General features: G+C 71.8%; 19 protein-coding genes. 4 read left to right on the top strand and 15 right to left on the bottom strand.

What is annotated here, in order from left to right:
- Positions 1-6 precede the first annotated feature (6 nt).
- The 8 genes from BZZ08_RS06330 to BZZ08_RS06295 form a co-directional block, all read right to left on the bottom strand.
- Positions 7-819, bottom strand: a complete 813-nt coding sequence (locus BZZ08_RS06330) for a DUF3159 domain-containing protein (RefSeq protein ID WP_104631134.1) — start codon at positions 817-819, stop codon at positions 7-9.
- A 3-nt stretch (positions 820-822) separates the two neighbouring features.
- Positions 823-1,221 (bottom strand): OB-fold nucleic acid binding domain-containing protein, encoded by a 399-nt coding sequence (locus BZZ08_RS06325; protein WP_078884578.1) that lies wholly within the window; start codon positions 1,219-1,221, stop codon positions 823-825.
- Positions 1,222-1,315: 94 nt separating this feature from the next.
- The gene (locus BZZ08_RS06320; protein WP_104631133.1) at positions 1,316-1,999 is read right to left on the bottom strand and encodes a response regulator; all 684 of its coding nucleotides are present in this window, start codon (positions 1,997-1,999) and stop codon (positions 1,316-1,318) included.
- Positions 1,996-4,551, bottom strand: a complete 2,556-nt coding sequence (locus BZZ08_RS06315; RefSeq protein WP_104631132.1) for a sensor histidine kinase — start codon at positions 4,549-4,551, stop codon at positions 1,996-1,998. Before BZZ08_RS06315 ends, BZZ08_RS06320 begins: the two co-directional genes overlap by 4 nt.
- Before the next feature lie 121 nt (positions 4,552-4,672).
- Positions 4,673-5,365: an ABC transporter ATP-binding protein gene (locus tag BZZ08_RS06310; protein ID WP_104631131.1), complete on the bottom strand. Its 693-nt coding sequence runs from the start codon at positions 5,363-5,365 to the stop codon at positions 4,673-4,675.
- Positions 5,366-5,552: 187 nt separating this feature from the next.
- Entirely contained in the window at positions 5,553-6,305 is a 753-nt protein-coding gene (locus BZZ08_RS06305; RefSeq protein ID WP_104631130.1) for a DUF3710 domain-containing protein, read from the bottom strand.
- Position 6,306: 1 nt separating this feature from the next.
- Positions 6,307-6,858: a dUTP diphosphatase gene (dut, locus tag BZZ08_RS06300; RefSeq protein WP_104631129.1), complete on the bottom strand. Its 552-nt coding sequence runs from the start codon at positions 6,856-6,858 to the stop codon at positions 6,307-6,309.
- Entirely contained in the window at positions 6,855-7,439 is a 585-nt protein-coding gene (locus tag BZZ08_RS06295; RefSeq protein WP_104631128.1) for a PaaI family thioesterase, read from the bottom strand. Before BZZ08_RS06295 ends, dut begins: the two co-directional genes overlap by 4 nt.
- A gap of 57 nt (positions 7,440-7,496) precedes the next feature.
- On the opposite strand from BZZ08_RS06295, the gene BZZ08_RS06290 reads away from it, so the two are divergent.
- A complete protein-coding gene (locus BZZ08_RS06290; protein WP_104631127.1) occupies positions 7,497-7,961 on the top strand; it encodes a DUF3093 domain-containing protein in 465 nt (154 codons plus the stop codon).
- 47 nt (positions 7,962-8,008) lie between these two features.
- Here BZZ08_RS06290 and BZZ08_RS06285 read toward each other — a convergent pair whose 3' ends face one another.
- The 4 genes from BZZ08_RS06285 to BZZ08_RS06270 form a co-directional block, all read right to left on the bottom strand.
- Positions 8,009-8,962, bottom strand: a complete 954-nt coding sequence (locus BZZ08_RS06285; protein WP_104631126.1) for a hypothetical protein — start codon at positions 8,960-8,962, stop codon at positions 8,009-8,011.
- A gap of 13 nt (positions 8,963-8,975) precedes the next feature.
- Positions 8,976-9,272: a DUF4193 domain-containing protein gene (locus tag BZZ08_RS06280; protein ID WP_003993510.1), complete on the bottom strand. Its 297-nt coding sequence runs from the start codon at positions 9,270-9,272 to the stop codon at positions 8,976-8,978.
- 405 nt (positions 9,273-9,677) lie between these two features.
- Positions 9,678-10,922, bottom strand: a complete 1,245-nt coding sequence (locus BZZ08_RS06275) for a sensor histidine kinase (protein WP_104631125.1) — start codon at positions 10,920-10,922, stop codon at positions 9,678-9,680.
- Positions 10,923-10,928: 6 nt separating this feature from the next.
- A complete protein-coding gene (locus BZZ08_RS06270; RefSeq protein WP_003993508.1) occupies positions 10,929-11,582 on the bottom strand; it encodes a response regulator transcription factor in 654 nt (217 codons plus the stop codon).
- Between the two features lie 427 nt (positions 11,583-12,009).
- On the opposite strand from BZZ08_RS06270, the gene BZZ08_RS38945 reads away from it, so the two are divergent.
- Positions 12,010-12,183 (top strand): hypothetical protein, encoded by a 174-nt coding sequence (locus BZZ08_RS38945; protein ID WP_198601315.1) that lies wholly within the window; start codon positions 12,010-12,012, stop codon positions 12,181-12,183.
- A 121-nt stretch (positions 12,184-12,304) separates the two neighbouring features.
- Here the strand turns inward: BZZ08_RS38945 and BZZ08_RS06260 are convergent, their stop codons facing one another.
- Complete coding sequence (locus BZZ08_RS06260) at positions 12,305-13,123, bottom strand: inositol monophosphatase family protein (RefSeq protein WP_104631124.1); 819 nt, start codon at positions 13,121-13,123, stop codon at positions 12,305-12,307.
- A gap of 8 nt (positions 13,124-13,131) precedes the next feature.
- Positions 13,132-14,259 (bottom strand): ferrochelatase, encoded by a 1,128-nt coding sequence (locus BZZ08_RS06255; RefSeq protein WP_104631123.1) that lies wholly within the window; start codon positions 14,257-14,259, stop codon positions 13,132-13,134.
- A gap of 163 nt (positions 14,260-14,422) precedes the next feature.
- On the opposite strand from BZZ08_RS06255, the gene BZZ08_RS06250 reads away from it, so the two are divergent.
- Positions 14,423-15,679, top strand: coding sequence for an MFS transporter (locus BZZ08_RS06250; RefSeq protein ID WP_104631122.1), 1,257 nt, complete (start codon positions 14,423-14,425; stop codon positions 15,677-15,679).
- Positions 15,621-16,958: a D-arabinono-1,4-lactone oxidase gene (locus BZZ08_RS06245; RefSeq protein ID WP_104631121.1), complete on the top strand. Its 1,338-nt coding sequence runs from the start codon at positions 15,621-15,623 to the stop codon at positions 16,956-16,958. Before BZZ08_RS06250 ends, BZZ08_RS06245 begins: the two co-directional genes overlap by 59 nt.
- On the opposite strand, the gene BZZ08_RS06240 is transcribed toward BZZ08_RS06245, so the two are convergent.
- On the bottom strand, positions 16,882-17,823 hold the full coding sequence (locus BZZ08_RS06240) for a hypothetical protein (protein WP_104631120.1): 942 nt from the start codon (positions 17,821-17,823) through the stop codon (positions 16,882-16,884). The two genes, BZZ08_RS06245 and BZZ08_RS06240, sit on opposite strands and share 77 nt — an antisense overlap.
- Between the last annotated feature and the right edge of the window lie 259 nt (positions 17,824-18,082).

The following is an 18,082-nucleotide window of genomic DNA, read 5'->3' as shown; positions in this document are numbered from 1 at the left end:
GGCCCGTCAGGCCTTGCGGTGCTTGCCGCCGCGCAGGTCCGCGGCCTCCCCGTCGGCCTCGGACGGCCCCGGCAGGGTCTGGTCCCCCGCCCCCCGCTCGCTCCGTTCCCGCTCGGCCTTCTGGGCCTTCTCGGCCTCCTCCGCCGCCTCCATCTCCGCGAACACGTCGATGGGCGCCGGCGCCTTGGCCAGGAAGACCCAGGTCAGCCAGACGGCGAGCAGGAAGGGCGGGATCTTCAGGGTGACCAGGACCCAGCCGAGCTGCTCGGTGTCCGCCCACCAGTACAGCGGGAAGAGGATCGCGGACTTGGCGAGCAGGATGAAGCCCCAGGCGTAGCTGGCCTTGGTGTACGCCTTCTTGCGGCCCGGGTTGCGGGTGCGCCAGGAGAGGTTCTCCTTGAAGACCGGGCCGAGGATCAGGCCGATCAGCGGCACCCCGGCCAGCGAGGTGACGATGTACGCCAGCGCCAGGCCCAGGGTGTAGAGCATGCCCGGCAGATAGAAGTTCTTGGCGTTGTCGGTCATCATCGCGAAGACCACGCCGAAGGCGACGCCGAAGACCCCGCTGAACGCGTGCTTGACGGTGTCCTTCATCACCAGCCGGACGACGACCAGCACCACCGACACGGCCAGGGCCGCGATCGCCGACATGTGCAGGTCGTTGTTGAGGGTGAAGATGGTGACGAAGAGCAGGCCCGGAAGCACCGTCTCGATCATGCCCCGCACGCCGCCGAACGCCTCGAACAGCGCGGCCTCCGTCACCGCCCGGGCGTCGTCGGCCTCTGTCGTCTCTTCGGTCGGCTTGTCGAGCGACGTCACCGGCTACTCCCGTCCGAGGGGTCTCAGTTCGTATTTCGGGTTGAAGAGCACCCGGCGGCCGTGGCTCATGGAGATCCGGCCCGATGCGATGAGCTTGCGCCCCGGCTCTATACCCACGATGGAGCGTCTGCCCAGCCACACCACGTCCAGGGCGGCGGAACCGTCGAACAGCTCGGCCTCCAGGGCCGGAACGCCCGCACGCGGTCGCAGGGTGACCGTGCGCAAGGTACCAGTAACCGACACGACCTGCCGGTCCTGGCAGTCTCCGATGCGCGTGCAGCCGGCGGTGTCGGCGTCCTCGCGCAGTTCCTCCGACTCCAGCTCCTCCTGGGAGGAGGAGAGCCGGTCGAACATGCGCCGGAACCGGCCCACCGGCTTGTCGGAACGCGGAGCAGCACTCATATCTGAAGCGTACCGGGGCCCGCCGACCGCCATGCACCCCTGCCAGGACGGGATGGCGAGGCTCACTTCGCCCTCACGTCGCGTGCACTGCCTCTCACTTCTCGAAGCGGTATCCCATGCCCGGCTCGGTGATGAAGTGCCGCGGGTGCGCGGGGTCCGCCTCTAGCTTGCGGCGCAGCTGGGCCATGTAGACCCGCAGGTAGTTCGTCTCCGTCCCGTACGACGGCCCCCACACCTCCTGCAACAGCTGCTTCTGGCTGACCAGGCGCCCCGTGTGGCGCACCAGCACCTCCAGCAGGTGCCACTCGGTGGGCGTCAGACGTACGTCCCTGCCGCCCCGGTTGACCTTCTTCGCGGCCAGGTCGACGGTGAACTCCGCGGTGTCCACGACGACCTCGTCCTCGCCGCCGGGGACGGGTTCGGCCCGGCGGACGGCGGCCCGCAGCCGGGCCAGCAGCTCGTCCATGCCGAAGGGCTTGGTGACGTAGTCGTCGGCGCCCGCGTCCAGCGCCTCGACCTTCTCGTCGGAGGAGTGCCGGGCGGACAGCACCAGGATCGGCACCCGGGTCCAGCCGCGCAGTCCCCTGATCACCTCGACGCCGTCCATGTCGGGCAGGCCCAGGTCGAGGACCACCACGTCCGGGTGACGGGCGGCGGCGAGCTGGAGGGCGGTGGCTCCGTCGTGGGCGGCGTCGACCTCGTAGTGCCGTGCCTTGAGGTTGATCACGAGGGCCCGCACGATCTGCGGTTCGTCGTCGATCACGAGCACCCGGGTCATCGGGCGGCCTGCCTTTCTGCCGTGGCCAGGTGGTGGGCCGGCCCGGAATCACCGGACGAGCCCACCGCGCGGAGGGTGAGGACCATGGTGAGACCCCCGCCCGGGGTGTCCTCGGCGTTCAGGGTGCCGCCCATCGCCTCGGCGAAACCGCGGGCCACGGCCAAGCCGAGTCCCACCCCGGCCCCGCGCGGGGCGTCGCCGTAGCGCTGGAAGGGCTCGAAGATGCGGTCCTTGGCCTCGTCCGGCACCCCCGGTCCCCGGTCCACGACCCGCACCTCGACGCGGTCGGCGAGGGCACTGGCGGCGACCAGGACGGTCCGGTCGTCCGGACTGTACTTGACGGCGTTCTCCACCAGGTTGGCCATCGCCCGCTCCAGGAGCCCGGCGTCCACGGCGACCATGGGCAGCGTCTCGGGGATGTCCAGCTCCGCGCTGCCCTCGGGCACCCCGCCGAGCGCCATCGGCGCCACCTCGTCCACGTCGATCTCGCGGATCAGCGGGGTGACGGTGCCGGTCTGCAGGCGGGACATGTCGAGCAGGTTGCCCACCAGGTGGTCGAGGCGGTCGGCGCCCTCCTCGATGCCCTCGAGCAGCTCCGCCCGGTCCTCCTCGGACCAGGCCACGTCGTCGGACCTCAGGCTGGTCACCGCCGCCTTGATCCCGGCCAGCGGGGTGCGCAGGTCGTGGCTGACGGCGGCCAGCAGCGCCGTGCGGATGCGGTTGCCCTCGGCGAGCGCGCGGGCCTGGTCGGCCTCCTCGCGCAGGCGGCGCCGGTCCAGGACGACGGCGGCCTGGGCGGCGAAGGCGGCCAGCACCCGGCGGTCCTCCGCGGGCAGGACCCGGCCGGTCAGCGCGAGGGCCATGTGGTCGCCCACGGGCATGTCCACGTCCGCGTCCTCCGGGCGGTCGACCGGCGGTCCCGACCCGGCGCGTCCCGCGCAGGTCCAGGGCGCCACGTCGCCCTCCCGCTCCAGGAGGGCGGCCGACTCCATGCCGAAGGTCTCGCGCACCCGCTCCAGGAGCGTCTCCAGGCTGGTCTCGCCGCGCAGCACGTCACCGGCGAGGAAGGACAGGATCTCCGACTCGGCGCGCAGCCGGGCGGCCTGGTGGGTGCGGCGGGCCGCGACGTCGACGACCGAGGCGACGGAGAGCGCGACGCCCACGAATATGGCGAGCGCAAGCATGTTCCTCGGGTCGGCGATGGTGATCCGGTTGACGGGGGGCGTGAAGAACCAGTTCAACAGCAGCGACCCCACCGCGGCCGAGGCGAGCGCCGGGTACAGCCCGCCGAGCAGGGCGGCCGCGACGGTCAGCGCCAGGTAGAGCAGCACGTCGTTGGCGAGGCCGAGGTGGACGGTGCTGAGCAGCAGCGACAGCAGCACAGGACCGCCCAGGCCCGCGAACCAGCCCCAGACGCTCCGGGACCGGCCGAGCCGCGCGCCCCTGGCCACCGGCAGCCCGCGGCCCTTGGCGACCTCCTCGTGGGTCACGATGTGGACGTCCAGGTCGGAGCCGGACTCGCGGGCGACGGTGGCGCCGACGCCGGGTCCGAAGACGTACTGCCAGGTCTTGCGGCGTGAGGAGCCGAGGACGATCTGGGTGGCGTTGACGCCGCGGGCGAAGTCGAGCAGTGCGGCCGGTATGTCCTCGCCGAGCACGTGGTGGAAGGTGCCGCCGAGGTCCTCCACCAGAGTGCGCTGCACGGCCAGCTCCTTCGGGGAGGCTGAGGTCAGGCCGTCGCTGCGGGCTATGTACACGGCCAGCACCTCGCCGCCGGCACCCTTCTCGGCGAGGCGCGCGGCCCGTCGTATCAGCGTCCGTCCTTCGGGGCCTCCGGTCAGGCCGACCACGATGCGTTCGCGCGAGCCCCATATCTTCGAGACCCGGTGCTCGCTGCGGTACTGCTGGAGGTACTCGTCGGCCCGGTCCGCGACCCACAGCAGCGCCAGCTCGCGCAGGGCGGTGAGGTTGCCGGGGCGGAAGTAGTTGGACAGGGCCGCGTCGACCTTGTCCGGCTGGTAGATGTTGCCGTGGGCCATGCGCCGGCGCAGTGCCTGCGGCGACATGTCGACCAGTTCGATCTGGTCCGCGCGGCGCACCACCTCGTCCGGCACCGTCTCGCGCTGCCGTACGCCGGTGATGGACTCCACGACGTCGCCGAGTGACTCCAGGTGCTGGATGTTGACGGTCGAGACGACGTCGATGCCGGCGGCGAGGAGTTCCTCGACGTCCTGCCAGCGCTTGGCGTTGCGCACGCCGGGGACGTTGGTGTGGGCCAGCTCGTCCACCAGCGCCACCCGGGGGCGGCGGGCCAGCACCGCGTCCAGGTCCAGCTCGGTGAAGGCGGCGCCCCGGTACTCGATCTCCCGGCGCGGCACCTCTTCCAGGCCGCGCAGCATCACCTCGGTGCGTGCCCTGCCGTGGTGCTCGACGAAGGCCACCACGCAGTCGGTGCCCCGTTCGACGCGCCGGTGCGCCTCGGACAGCATCGCGTACGTCTTGCCGACGCCCGGTGCCGCACCGAGGTAGATCCGAAGCTTGCCGCGTCCCATGGCCTCATTGTCTTCCGGTCACCGCTGATTGCGCAGCGTCGACCCTACGACCCCCCATCGCGGCAAAAGGGGCGGGGACGGGGGTGCCGGCCGTCCTTGACGGAACTCTGACGCCGGGGCGTCACTGCTCGACGATCTCCCCGTCCCGCAGCTCCAGCACCCGGTCGGCGAGGTCGAGCAGGGTGGCGTCGTGGGTGGCGACCAGGGCGGTGACCCGTTCGCTGTGTACGACGGCCCGCAGCAGCTCCATCACCGAGTGCCCGGTCTCCGCGTCCAGCTGGCCGGTGGGTTCGTCGGCGATCAGCAGCGCGGGGTCGTTGGCGAGGGCGCGGGCGATGGCGACCCGCTGCTGCTGCCCGCCGGACAGCTCGCCGGGGCGCTGGGCGGCGTGGTCGGCGAGGCCCACCAGGGAGAGCAGCAGCTCGACGCGTTCCTCGCGTTCCTTCGGCGCGGCCCGGCGCAGCCGCAGCGGTACGCCGACGTTCTCGGCGGCGGTGAGGATCGGGATGAGCCCGAAGGACTGGAAGACGAAGCCGACCCGGTCCCGGCGCAGCGCGAGCAGCCCGTCCTCGTCCAGCTCCGCGAGGTCCCGGCCGTCGACCTCCACGCGTCCGGCGTCCGGTGTGTCGAGGCCGCCGACGATGTTGAGCAGGGTGGTCTTCCCGGATCCCGACCGCCCCTTGAGGGCGACCAGCTCACCGCGCGGCACGTCGAAGGAGACGCCGCGCAGGGCGTGCACGGCGGCGCTGTCCCTGCCGTACGACTTCCGCACGTCCTCGACGCGCACCATGGTCTCCGTGACCACCTGGCTCATGTTGTGCCCTCCCCCGTCGTGCCCCGTGAACCGGGCGCCAGTATCACCACCGCGGGCCGGCGGATTCAACGGCCGCGGCCCGATCGTCCGACGCGACCGCCCCGGTCCGTACCGGCGAGAGGGCCGCGTCCCCCTGGGGAAGCGGCCCTCGTGGCGCGTACGGCGACCAGCCGTGTCGCGTCCTCGCCTAGCGAACCTCGGTGATCTCCGGTCCGCGCTGGAGCTGGCCCATGCCGCCGGCGAAGCGGGAGCCCTCCTCCTGCTGGACCCCTTCGGGGACCATCTGCGCGTCGTTCGGCAGCTTCAGGACGATGGGGTCGCGGGGGGCCATCGGGCCCTCGCCGCGGACGACGACCGTGTCCCGGAAGATCTGCTCCAGGAGACCGGCGGCCTGCGGCTGCACCGCTCCCTGGCCCGAGATCACGCCGCGCAGGAACCAGCGGGGCCCGTCCACGCCGACGAACCGCACGACCTGGAAGCCGCCCGTGCCGTCCGGCAGCTGCACCGGGACCTGGGCCCGCAGCTCCCAGCCCAGCGGACCCTCGACCTCGTCGATGATGCCGCCCTGCTGGGTGATGCCGGAGCCGATCTCCTCGCGCACCTCGCCCCAGATGCCCTCGCGCTTGGGCGCGGCGAAGCCCTGGAGCTGGATGGCGCTGTCGCGCAGCACCACGGTCGCGGCGACGATCGCGTCGCCCGCGACCTCCACCCGCAGTTCCATGCCGTCGACCCCGGGGATGAAAAGGCCGCCCAGGTCGACCCGGCCCTCGGCCGGGTCGCGGACCTCGGTGCTGTCCCAGGGCCCGTCGGGGCGCGGCTCGGGCTCGAGCCGCACGCGTTCGCGCTCTTCGTCCGCCTCGGTGTCGACGCTGTCGACGACCTGCTCGGTCTCGCCGGCCGCGTCCTCGGCGGCATCCCTCTTCTTGCGACGTCCGAACACGTCACTGTCCTTCCCGGTCGGATACGACCGAAGCGTATCGATTCCCACCCGTCGGGCCGCCCTCGGCGACCTGACCGCTTGTGCCGCTTGCACGGTCCAACCCGGCGTGGCCGCCGGTGGACCCGAAGCCCCCCTCGGCCCGCGCCGAGTCGGGAAGCTCCGCGACCTGACGGAAGCGGACCCTCTCGACCTGCTGGACGACCAGTTGGGCAATCCGGTCGAAGCGCTCGAACCGCACGCTCTCGCGCGGGTCGAGATTCACCACGATCACCTTGATCTCCCCACGGTACCCGGCATCAATCGTCCCCGGGGCATTCACGAGGGCGACACCGCAGCGGGCGGCCAGTCCGGAACGTGGGTGCACGAAGGCCGCGTACCCCTCGGGGAGCGCCACAGACACGCCGGTGGGCAGAACGGCGCGTTCGCCGGGCGCCAGCTCGCAGCCGACGGTGGTGCGCAGGTCGGCGCCGGCGTCGCCGGGCTGCGCGTACGCGGGCAGCGGTACGTCGGGGTCGACGCGCCGGATCAGCACCTCGAGGTCGGCACGGCTCACGGGTTCACCTCGAAGGCGCGGGCGCGGCGGAGCTGGTCGGGGTCGTCCATGGCGGCGCGGATCTCCTCCTCGCGGCCGTTCCGGACGAAGTGCTCGACCTCGACCTCGATGAAGAGGGCGTCGGCGCGAACGGCCACGGGGCCGTCGGGTCCGCCGATCCGGCCGGTGGCGGTGGAGTAGATCTTGCGGCCGGCCACCGCGGTGACCTCGGCCTCCAGGTACAGCGTCGTGTCCACGGGCACCGGCCGCCGGAAGTCGGTCTCCAGCCGTCCGGTCACCGCGATCGTGCGCAGCAGCCAGTTCAGCGAGCCCAGCGTCTCGTCCAGGGCGGTGGCCAGCACGCCGCCGTGCGCCAGACCGGGCGCGCCCTGGTGGGCGGGGCGGACGGTGAACTCGGCGGTGATCGACACGCCTTCACCCGCCCGCGCCTGGAGGTGCAGCCCGTGGGGCTGGTCGCCGCCGCAGCCGAAGCACTGTCCGTAGTGGGCGCCGAGCAGCTCGCCGGGGGCGGGCGCGTCGGGGTGCCGTACGGGTTTCACGGCGTCGGCGGGGGGCTGGAGACCTGGGGAAGTACCACTCACAGGCGCAGACCTTACCCGCGCGTCGGCCGAACACCGATACCGTGCCAAGCTTGGTTCATGCAGCTCTCCACGGCCCCGTACGAAGAACGACTCACCGCGCCCCGCTCCTGGTGGCTCGTCTCCTTCCTGGTGGGGCTGGCGTTCGCGCTGATCCTGCTGCCCTTCGGCACGCTGCCGATGCTGGGCGGCCTGGCGGGCGGGACCGCGGTGGCCGCGGTGGCGGCCAGTTCGTACGGCGCGGTCCGCATCCGGATCGTGGGCGACTCGCTGATCGCGGGCGAGGCCAGGGTGCCGCTCTCGGCGCTGGGCGAGGCGGAGGTCCTCGACCCGGAGGAGGCCCGCGCCTGGCGCACGTACAAGGCCGACACCAGGGCGTTCCTGCTGCTGCGCGCCTACATCCCGCGGGCCGTGCGGGTGCTGGTCACGGACCCGGAGGACCCGACTCCGTACCTGTACCTGTCGACGCGCGAGCCGGAGCGGCTGATCGAGGCCCTGACGGCGGCGAAGGCCGCGGCCGCGTAGCACCTGTCCGGCGGACCGGGTCGCGGCGCGGCGGAGGCAGGCCGCGGTCAGCGGCCGTCTTTGCCGAAGTTTTCCCCGCGGCCGACGGAGCCGGGTCCGATGCCCTTGGTGATCTCGCCCATGTCCAGGGCGTCCCGCGGGCGTTCCAGGGCGGGGAGGTCGTCCAGGGCGCTCCAGGCGACCTGGTGCTTGCGCAGGTCGGTCCGGATCCTGGCGGCCAGCTTTCTGGTGTCGCGGCGGTTCATGACCGCGCCCACGGCCGCACCCACCATGAACGGCATCAGGTTTGGCAGGTCGCGCACCATCCGCTTCATGATCTGCTGGCGCAGCTGGCGCTTCATGGGGCCGTTCATCGCCGAGCCGAGGGTCGACGGCTTGGACACGTCGACGCCGCGCTCGTCCGACCACGAGTTCAGGTACGCGGTGCTGCGCTGCCCGAGACCGCCCGGCGGGCGTACGCCGTAGACCTCGTGGAGTTCGGCGATCAGCTTGAGCTCGATCGCCGCGACTCCGGTGATCTCGGCGGCCAGTTCGGTGGGCATCGCGGGCGGCACGGGCAGCATCGCCGCCGCTCCGATGCCCGCTCCCACGGTCGCCGTGCCCTTGGCCGCGCCGGCCACGAGCCGGTCGGCCAGCTCTTCGGGGCCGAGGCCCGGGAACTGCCTGCGCAGCGTCGCCAGGTCCCGTACGGGCACCCGCGGGGCCAGGTCGATGATCCGGTCGGCGAGGTGTCCCAGGGCAGCCCTGGCGCGGGCACCGCCGTTGCGGACCCCCTGCCCCGCCTTCTCCCGGAACGCCGCTGCCCGGCGCCGGGCAGCGGGCGCCGGCGGTCGCGTGGTCGCCGGGAGGTCACTCCGGTCGGCCACCGGTTCGAGCGGGGCCCTCCCCGTATCGGTCGGGCCCCGCTCGTCGTCACGCGCGCTGTACGGGCCGTCGGACGGCCCTTGGTCCGCTCCTCGTCGGGAGAAACGGCGCTTCCAGGGAGGGGTCGAGCCAGTCACGGCCGACCCCGCCTCAGTCGCAGTCGCGGCAGATCGGCTGGCCGTTCTTCTCCCGGGCCAGCTGGCTGCGGTGGTGGACCAGGAAGCAGCTCATGCAGGTGAACTCATCCTGCTGCTTCGGCAGTACACGGACGGCCAGTTCCTCGTTCGAGAGGTCGGCGCCGGGAAGTTCGAGGCCTTCCGCGGCCTCGAACTCGTCGACGTCGACGGCCGAGGCGGACTTGTCGTTCCGCCTGGCCTTCAGCTCTTCGAGGCTGTCCGAGTCGACGTCGTCGTCGGTCTTGCGTGGAGTGTCGTAATCGGTTGCCATGGTCGCTCTCCCCCTCTGGGTGTCTGCGGTGTCTTCAGCGCACGTAACGCGTGAGAGGCCGGACTTGTGCCCGACCTGAGGCGGAGATTTTGCCTCACATCAAGGTCTGTTACTCAATCGACACCCAACCGGACTCCTCATGAGTGATCGGCTTGGATGGCGATGGGGACCGTACACGGTCCGAATGCCGCACTTCAAAGGCGTCTCACCGTGTACTTCCCGTGATCAGGGCCCCTGAAAACCGGGATTTTCCCGGCTTTCCGACAGGGTGCATGATCACGGAGAGTAGAGAGCGGGAAAGCCTCCGCTGTGATCGATCACACACGCGACTCCGAGGCCGGTGGCCTGGAAATTCCGCTCAAAGCGAACATCCTCGGGTCTCGGTGCGATGTCGGGGTCATGATCTCAGACGGGCAGGGTCACCCGCATCACGAGCCCTCCGCCCTCGCGCGGCTGCGCGTAGATGTGCCCGCCGTGCGCCCGGGCCACGGACCGCGCGATGGACAGCCCGAGCCCGACGCCCTTGTCGCTCCCCGTCCGCTCGGTACGCAGCCGCCGGAACGGCTCGAAGAGGTTGTCCACCTCGTACGCCGGTACCACCGGGCCCGTGTTGGTGACCACCAGGACCGCCTGGCCGTTCTCCACGGCGGTGGTGACCTCCACCCAGCCCTGTTCGGCCACGTTGTAGCGCACGGCGTTCTGGACGAGGTTCAGGGCGATCCGCTCCAGCAGGACGCCGTTGCCCTGGACGACCGCGGCCTCGCGGGTGCCGCGGAGCTCCACGCCCTTGGTCTCGGCCTCCGCGTGCACCTGGTCGATGGCCTGGCCGGCCACCTCGGCGAGGTCCACCGGTTTGCGCTCGACGATCTGGTTGTCGCTGCGGGCCAGCAGCAGCAGGCCCTCGACCAGTTGCTCGCTGCGTTCGTTGGTCGCCAGCAGCGTCTTGCCGAGCTGCTGGAGCTCCACCGGCGCGTTCGGATCGGACAGGTGCACTTCCAGGAGGGTGCGGTTGATCGCCAGCGGCGTGCGCAGCTCGTGGGAGGCGTTGCCGACGAAGCGCTGCTGGGCGGTGAAGGCCCGCTGCAGCCGCTCCAGCATGTCGTCGAAGGTGTCGGCCAGCTCCTTCAGCTCGTCGTCCGGGCCGTCCAGCTCGATCCGGCGGGAGAGGTCGGAGCCGGCCACCGCGCGCGCGGTGCGGGTGATCCGGCCCAGCGGCGACAGGACGCGTCCGGCCATGGCGTAGCCGAAGGCGAAGGCGATCACGGCGAGGCCGAGCAGCGCCAGCAGCGAGCGGCTGAGCAGGTTGTCCAGGGCGACCTTGCGCTGGTGGTCCATGCAGTCGCTGATCGCCGCGTTGAAGTCGGACAGCGACAGGTTGCCGTTGTCGACGACGGGACAGTCGCTGCTGGAGACCTTGAGGTTGGTGAAGTCGACGATCTTGTACAGCGGTTCGTTGCCGGTGCGCACCGCCTGGGCGGCCAGCAGGTAGATGATCGACAGCAGCAGGATGCCGGCGATCAGGAACATGCCGCCGTACAGCAGCGTGAGCCTTATCCGGATGGTGGGGCGCAGCCACGGCAGGGGCGTGGCCGAGCGAGGGTCCCACGTGGGCTTGGGGGGCGCCCCGGGGGGCGCGGGTGTCGTCGCCACGGCCGCTCAGATCCGATAGCCGGAGCCGGGGACGGTGACGATGACCGGCGGCTCGCCCAGCTTGCGGCGCAGGGTCATGACGGTCACGCGCACGACGTTGGTGAACGGGTCGGTGTTCTCGTCCCAGGCCTTCTCCAGCAGCTGCTCCGCGGAGACCACGGCGCCCTCGCTGCGCATGAGGACCTCGAGGACGGCGAACTCCTTGGGGGCGAGCTGCACCTCCTTGCCGTCCCGGAAGACCTCGCGGCGGTTGGGGTCGAGCTTGATCCCGGCGCGCTCCAGGACGGGCGGCAGGGGCACGCTGGTCCGCCGGCCCAGGGCGCGCACGCGGGCGATCAGCTCGCTGAACGCGAAGGGCTTGGGCAGGTAGTCGTCGGCGCCGATCTCCAGGCCCTCGACCCGGTCGCTGACGTCGCCGGACGCCGTGAGCATGAGCACCCGCGTGGGCATGCCCAGCTCGACGATCTTGCGGCAGACGTCGTCGCCGTGCACCAGGGGCAGGTCGCGGTCGAGGACGACCACGTCGTAGTCGTTGACGCCGATACGCTCGAGGGCGGCCGCACCGTCGTACACGACGTCGACGGCCATGGCCTCCCGGCGCAGTCCGGTGGCCACCGCATCGGCGAGCAGCTGCTCGTCCTCGACGACGAGTACGCGCACGTCGCTTGTCCTTCCTGTGTCCACCCGCGTAGCGCTTCTCGGACGCACGAGGGCAGGGGGCTGGTGGGTGTGTTGCCTCCATCCTGCCCTTTTCGGCCATAAGTCGGCGGTAAGCCGGGTGCGGGGCCGGTGACGAAGAGGGCCGTGGAAAGGCCGCCGAAGCGGGAATGCGAGATTTTCTCGTGCGGTTGAGGTTTCCGCGAAGGGGAGCAGGGGGAGGACGGCTTTACACCCCGCGATCACGCTCTGCCTGTACCGCGTTACCGCGCGGTACGCCGCGGTCCGCTTCCGCAGAGCGGGCGTGGGTGTCCGGCACCGCCGCCGCCCTGCCCGGCAGCGCTGGGCACTCCACCGGAGGCGTGATCGCCCCTTCCGACCGGCACACCCCCGTGCCAACGACCCACGACCCAGGACGAGGGGGCGCAGCATGGACGCTTTCACCGCAGGACTTCTGCAGCGCATAAAGACGACCGAGTCCGACCTGTCCCGGGCCCGCGACGAGGGCGACGAGTACCTTGTCGACGTGGAGCTGGGCGAGCTGGACGATCTGCGCCGTCTCGCTGCCGAGCACGGCGTGGAGGTCAGCGCGACCAACGCCTGATCGGCCCGCGAAGACGAGGCCCCGGTGGGATCCAGCACCGGGGCCTCGTCGTGCGCGCTGCCGTCCGGCGGCGGGCCGGACGCGGGGCGGGACGCCCACTGACTTCCCGCCCCCCCCGGGGCTACGCGCCGAAGTCCGTCAGGAGCCGCTGGAGGGGTTCGAAGACGGCCGGGGTGGCAGCGATGGTCAGGGCGCCGGTGGGGCGCTCACCGGGGCGTCCACCGGTCACGGCGCCCGCCTCACGGGCGATCAGGTCGCCCGCCGCGAGGTCCCAGGGGTGCAGCCCGCGCTCGTAGTAGCCGTCGAGGCGCCCCGCGGCGACGTCGCACAGGTCGATCGCGGCCGAGCCGCCGCGCCGGATGTCCCGCACCAGCGGGATGAGCCGCCGCGCGATCTCGGCCTGCTCCGCGCGGACGTCGGCGACGTAGTTGAAGCCGGTGGAGACCAGCGCCTGGTCCAGCGGCGCCGCGGACCGGCAGGCGAGCCTGCGTTCGCCCTCCCAGGCGCCCGTGGCCCAGGCGCCGCCGCCCAGCAGCGCGTGGTAGGACTCGCCCCGCATCGGGGCCACGACCACGCCGGCCACCCGCTCGCCGTCCTGCTCGGCGGCGATGGAGACCGCCCAGGTGGGCAGGCCGTACAGGTAGTTGACCGTGCCGTCGAGCGGGTCGATGACCCAGCGGACGCCGCTGGTGCCCTCCACGGCGGCCCCCTCCTCGCCGAGGAAGCCGTCGTCGGGGCGGCGGTCGGCGATCAGCCCGGTGATCAGCTTCTCCGCCGCGATGTCCATCTCGGTGACCACGTCGATCGGGCTGGACTTGGTGGCGGCGACCGCGAGGTCGGCCGGGCGTCCGTCCCGCAGCAGCTCGCCCGCGCGGTGGGCGGCCTCCTGGGCGATCTTCAGCAGGTCGGCGTGGAGCGGGTCGGGCGTCACGTCGGTCACGGGGTTCCTCACGCGTAGGGACTGTCGGCGCCCGCGGCGGCGGGCCGGGGGGCACGGGCGGGGCAGCAGCCGACCGGGCACAGGTTGTGGCTCGCGCCGAGCCTGCCGAGGGCGCAGGGCGTGACCTCCTGCCCGCGTTCGTCGCCCGCCCGCTCCAGGACCAGGTCGCGGACGGCCGCGGCGAAGCGCGGGTCGGCGCCCACGGTGGCCGCGCGGCGCACCGGCAGTCCCAGCTCCTCGGCCTTGGCGGTGGCCTCCGTGTCGAGGTCGTAGAGGACCTCCATGTGGTCGGAGACGAACCCGATGGGGGCCATCACCACCGCGGAGGCACCGGCCGCCCGCCGCTCCTCCAGGTGGTCGCAGATGTCGGGCTCCAGCCACGGGATGTGCGGGGCGCCGGAGCGCGACTGGTAGACGAGCTGCCAGGGGTGGTCGACGCCGGTGCGCTCGCGCACGGCGTCGGCGATCAGCTGTGCCACGTCCAGGTGCTGGCGCACGTACGCCCCGCCGTCGCCGTGCTCCTCGACCGGACCGGACGTGTCGGCGGCGGAGGTGGGGATCGAGTGGGTGCAGAACGCGATGTGCGCGCCGTCCCGGACCTCCTCGGGCAGCTCGGCGAGGGACCGGACGACCCCGTCGACCATGGGCTCGACGAAGCCGGGGTGGTTGAAGTAGTGCCGGAGCTTGTCGACCTTCGGCGGCTCCAGCCCCTCGGACTCCAGGGCGGCGAGCGCGTCCGCGAGGTTCTCGCGGTACTGGCGGCAGCCCGAGTAGGAGGCGTAGGCGCTGGTGGCGAGGACCAGGACGCGGCGCCGGCCGTCGCGGACCATCTCGCGCAGGGTGTCCGTCAGGTACGGCGCCCAGTTGCGGTTGCCCCAGTAGACCGGCAGGTCCAGGCCGTGCTCGGCGAAGTCCTTGCGCAGGGCGTCCAGCAGGGCGCGGTTCTGGTCGTTGATCGGGCTGACGCCGCCGAAGAGGAAGTAGTGCTGTCCGACTTCCTTGAGGCGTTCCTTGGGGATGCCGCGTCCCCGGGTCACGTTCTCCAGGAACGGGACCACGTCGTCCGGGCCCTCCGGGCCGCCGAACGAGAGCAGGAGCAGGGCGTCGTAGGGGCTGGCATCGAGCACGTCTGGCATGCCCCGATCCTGCCACCCGGCACTGACAGCGGGGAAACGGCGGGGTACCGACCGTGCGTTCCACCAGGTCCGAGGGGGTGTTTCCGAACGTGAGGACGAGTAAGCTCTATCGACTGCGTTCGCACCTTACTCAGCCGTGACCGAGCCGCTTCCGGAGACCTCGTTGGCCAGTCCCTACCGCGCCCTGTTCGCCCTCCCCGGCACCAAGGGCTTCTCCGCCGCGGGCTTCCTCGGCCGGATGCCGCTGTCGATGATGGGCATCGGCGTGGTGACGATGATCTCGCAGCTCACCGGGCGGTACGGACTGGCCGGGGCCCTGTCGGCCACCATCGCGCTGGCCGCCGCCGCGGCCGGGCCGCAGGTCTCCCGGCTGGTGGACCGCTACGGGCAGCGCCGGGTACTGCGCCCGGCGACCCTGGTGTCGCTGAGCGCGGCGGCGGTGCTGCTGCCCGCCGCGCACTACGGGTGGCCGGACTGGGTGCTGTTCGTGGCCTGTGTCGGCATCGGCTGCGTGCCGAGCCTCGGGGCGATGGTCCGGGCCCGCTGGGCGGCCCTGTACCGGGGCACACCGCACCTGCACACCGCGTACTCCTTCGAGTCCGTGGTGGACGAGGTCTGCTTCATCTTCGGCCCGATCATCTCCATCGGCCTGTCCACGGCCTGGTTCCCGGAGGCCGGGCCGCTGCTCGCCGCCTGCTTCCTGGCGACCGGTGTCTTCTGGCTGACCGCGCAGCGCGCCACCGAGCCGGAACCGCACCCGCGCGAGCACAAGGGCGGCGGCACGGCACTGCGCTCCCGGGGACTGCAGGTCCTGGTCGGCACGTTCGCGGCCACGGGGACGATCTTCGGGGCCATCGACGTCGTCACCGTGGCGTTCGCCGAGGAGGAGGGGCACAAGGCCGCCGCCAGCCTCGTCCTCGCCCTCTACGCAGCGGGGTCGTGCACGGCGGCCATGATTTTCGGGCTGCTGCGCTTCGCCGGACCGCCGGAACGCCGCTGGCTCCTGGGCGTGTGTGCGATGGCCGTGAGTATGATCCCCCTCCTACTGGTCGGAAACCTGCCGTTTCTGGCCGCGGCGCTGTTCGTTGCGGGTCTGTCCATCGCTCCCACGATGATCACGACGATGTCCCTCATCGAAGAGCACGTACCACGCACGCAGCTCACCGAGGGCATGACCTGGGTGAGTACCGGACTCGCGGTCGGGGTCGCGCTCGGCTCCTCCGCGGGCGGCTGGATGATCGACGCTTCCGGGGCGCGTGCCGGGTACGGGGTTCCGGCGGTGGCCGGGGCCGTCGCGGTCGCGGTCGGTTTCCTCGGGCACCGCCGGCTCAAGCGGCCGGAACCGCGTCGGGGAGGGACCGTTGAGCAGCACACGCACGGCGAGCGGCAGGACGAGCGGCCGGAACGGCACATGGCGTAACTGGGGCGGCAACGTCTCGGCGCGTCCCGCGCGGGAGGTCACTCCCGCCTCCGTCGACGAACTGGCCGACGCCGTTCGCCGGGCGGCCGAGGACGGGCAGCGGGTCAAGGCGGTCGGCACCGGGCACTCGTTCACGTCGATAGCCGCGACGGACGGTGTGTTGATCCGCCCTCAACTGTTGACGGGCATCCGCGGCATCGACCGGGACGCCATGACGGTCACGGTCGAGGCCGGCACCCCGCTCAAGAGGCTCAACCTGGCGCTCGCGCGTGAGGGCCTGTCGCTGACCAACATGGGCGACATCATGGAGCAGACCGTCTCCGGGGCCACCAGCACCGGCACCCACGGCACGGGCCGCGAGTCGGCCTCGATCGCCGCCCAGATCCGGGGCCTGGAGCTGGTCACGGCGGACGGTTCGGTACTGACCTGCTCCGAGGACGAGAACGCCGACGTGTTCGCCGCCGCCCGGATCGGCCTCGGCGCACTGGGCGTCGTCACCGCGATCACCTTCGCCGTGGAGCCGGTCTTCCTGCTCACGGCCCGCGAGGAGCCGATGCCGTTCGACCGGGTCCTGGCCGACTTCGACGAACTGTGGTCGGAGAACGAGCACTTCGAGTTCTACTGGTTCCCGCACACCGGCAGCACCAACACCAAGCGCAACAACCGCAGCGCCGGTCCGGAGCGGCCGGTGGGCCGGTTCCAGGGCTGGCTGGACGACGAGTTCCTCTCCAACGGCCTCTTCCAGGCGGTCAACTGGGTCGGCCGCGCGGCGCCCGCCACCATCCCGGCGATCGCCCGGGTCTCCAGCCGGGCGCTCTCCGCGCGGACGTACACGGACACTCCCTACAAGGTCTTCACATCCCCGCGCCGGGTGCGGTTCGTGGAGATGGAGTACGCCGTCCCGCGCGGGGCCGTCGTCGAGGCGCTGCGCGAGTTGAGGGCGATGGTCGAGCGGTCACGGCTGCGGATCAGCTTCCCGGTCGAGGTGCGCACGGCCCCGGCCGACGACATCACGCTGTCCACCGCATCGGGCCGCGACAGCGCGTACATCGCCGTGCACATGTTCCGGGGGACGCCCTACCAGGCGTACTTCACCGCCGCCGAGCGCATCTTCACGGCGTACGAGGGCCGGCCGCACTGGGGCAAGGTGCACACCCGGGACGCCGCGTACTTCTCCCGGGTGTATCCGCGCTTCGGCGAGTTCACGGCGCTGCGGGACCGTCTTGACCCGGAGCGTCTGTTCCAGAACGACTACTTGCGCCGGGTTCTGGGGTCGTAGCCGAGGCGTCCGGACCGGGGGTCCCGGTGTCACCGGCCCCCCCGTCACCGGTGGCGTCCCCGGTGGGCGTCGGGCCGGGGTCCGTACCGCCCTCCTCATGGGAACCGCCGTCGGACGACGTGCCGTCGCCGGTCGCCTCCGGGCTCCCGGAAGGAGTGGCGGACGGGGCGTCGTCCCCGGACCCGGAGTCCTTCGCGTCACCCGAGTCACCGGAGCCGCCCGAGTCCCGGCCGTCCCGCGCTCCCCCGGAGTCGCCGGAGTCGGAATCGCCGGGCTTCCCCGAATCGGCCGCGGACTTGTCGTGCCCCGTGAAGGCGCTGCCGACGGTGGTGCTGTGACCGCCGCTCAGGTTCTGGCCGGAGGCGACCTCGTAGACGGTGATTCCGGCCATCGTGACGCCGAAGACGAGGGCCGCCGCGAGCAACGGGCGGCGCCGGCCCTTGGTCCGCGCGCGGTAGACGGTGCCCTCGGTGAACTCGCCCGAAGCCGAAGCCGAAGCCGAAGCGGGAGCCGAAGCCGAGTCGGAATCGGGAGCCGCACCGGAAGCGGATGCCTCCGTGAGCGAGGCCGGGACCGACGCCGCCCGCCCGCCGGTCCGCACGGTGGCGACGGTGCGCTTCACCCGGATCTGCTCCCCGGTGCGCTTGAAGAAGTGCTGGAGCACCGAGCCCCCGCAGGTGGCGACGACACTGATCAGACCGGCGCCGGCGATCGTGCCGTAGACACCGAAGGAGGAGGCGAGTTTGGCGGCCACCACCGCGGCCAGGGCGCTGCCCGCGACCTGGGGCACGCTCAGGTCGAGCCGCCTGGACTCCCCCTTCGAACCCACGTCCACCTCACCCGCGTCATCGGACCTTTCACGCATGGTCGGACCTTGCCTGCCTTTCCGTACGGGAGCGATCAACTGCACGAGAAAGGGACGTGCGACCGAAACCATTAGTTCCGTTTCTGGTGATTGCGTGAAGTACGCCACGTCCAAGATCGTCGGAAAGGCGCCGGGGACGGCCAACCGTCACCTCTTGCCAGAAGTTGGGCGGCGTGCCAATCCACGCACGTGGCCCGAATGGAGTACTGTTGCGAGCCCTGGAGCCGGTCTCCCGCGAGGGAGTCGGAACCTTGAAGGA

This window comes from Streptomyces sp. MH60, from assembly GCF_002939385.1.
GTDB lineage: Bacteria > Actinomycetota > Actinomycetes > Streptomycetales > Streptomycetaceae > Streptomyces.
The sequence above is the reverse complement of the archived record's forward strand: the minus strand, read 5'-3'. Positions and strand labels throughout refer to the sequence as shown.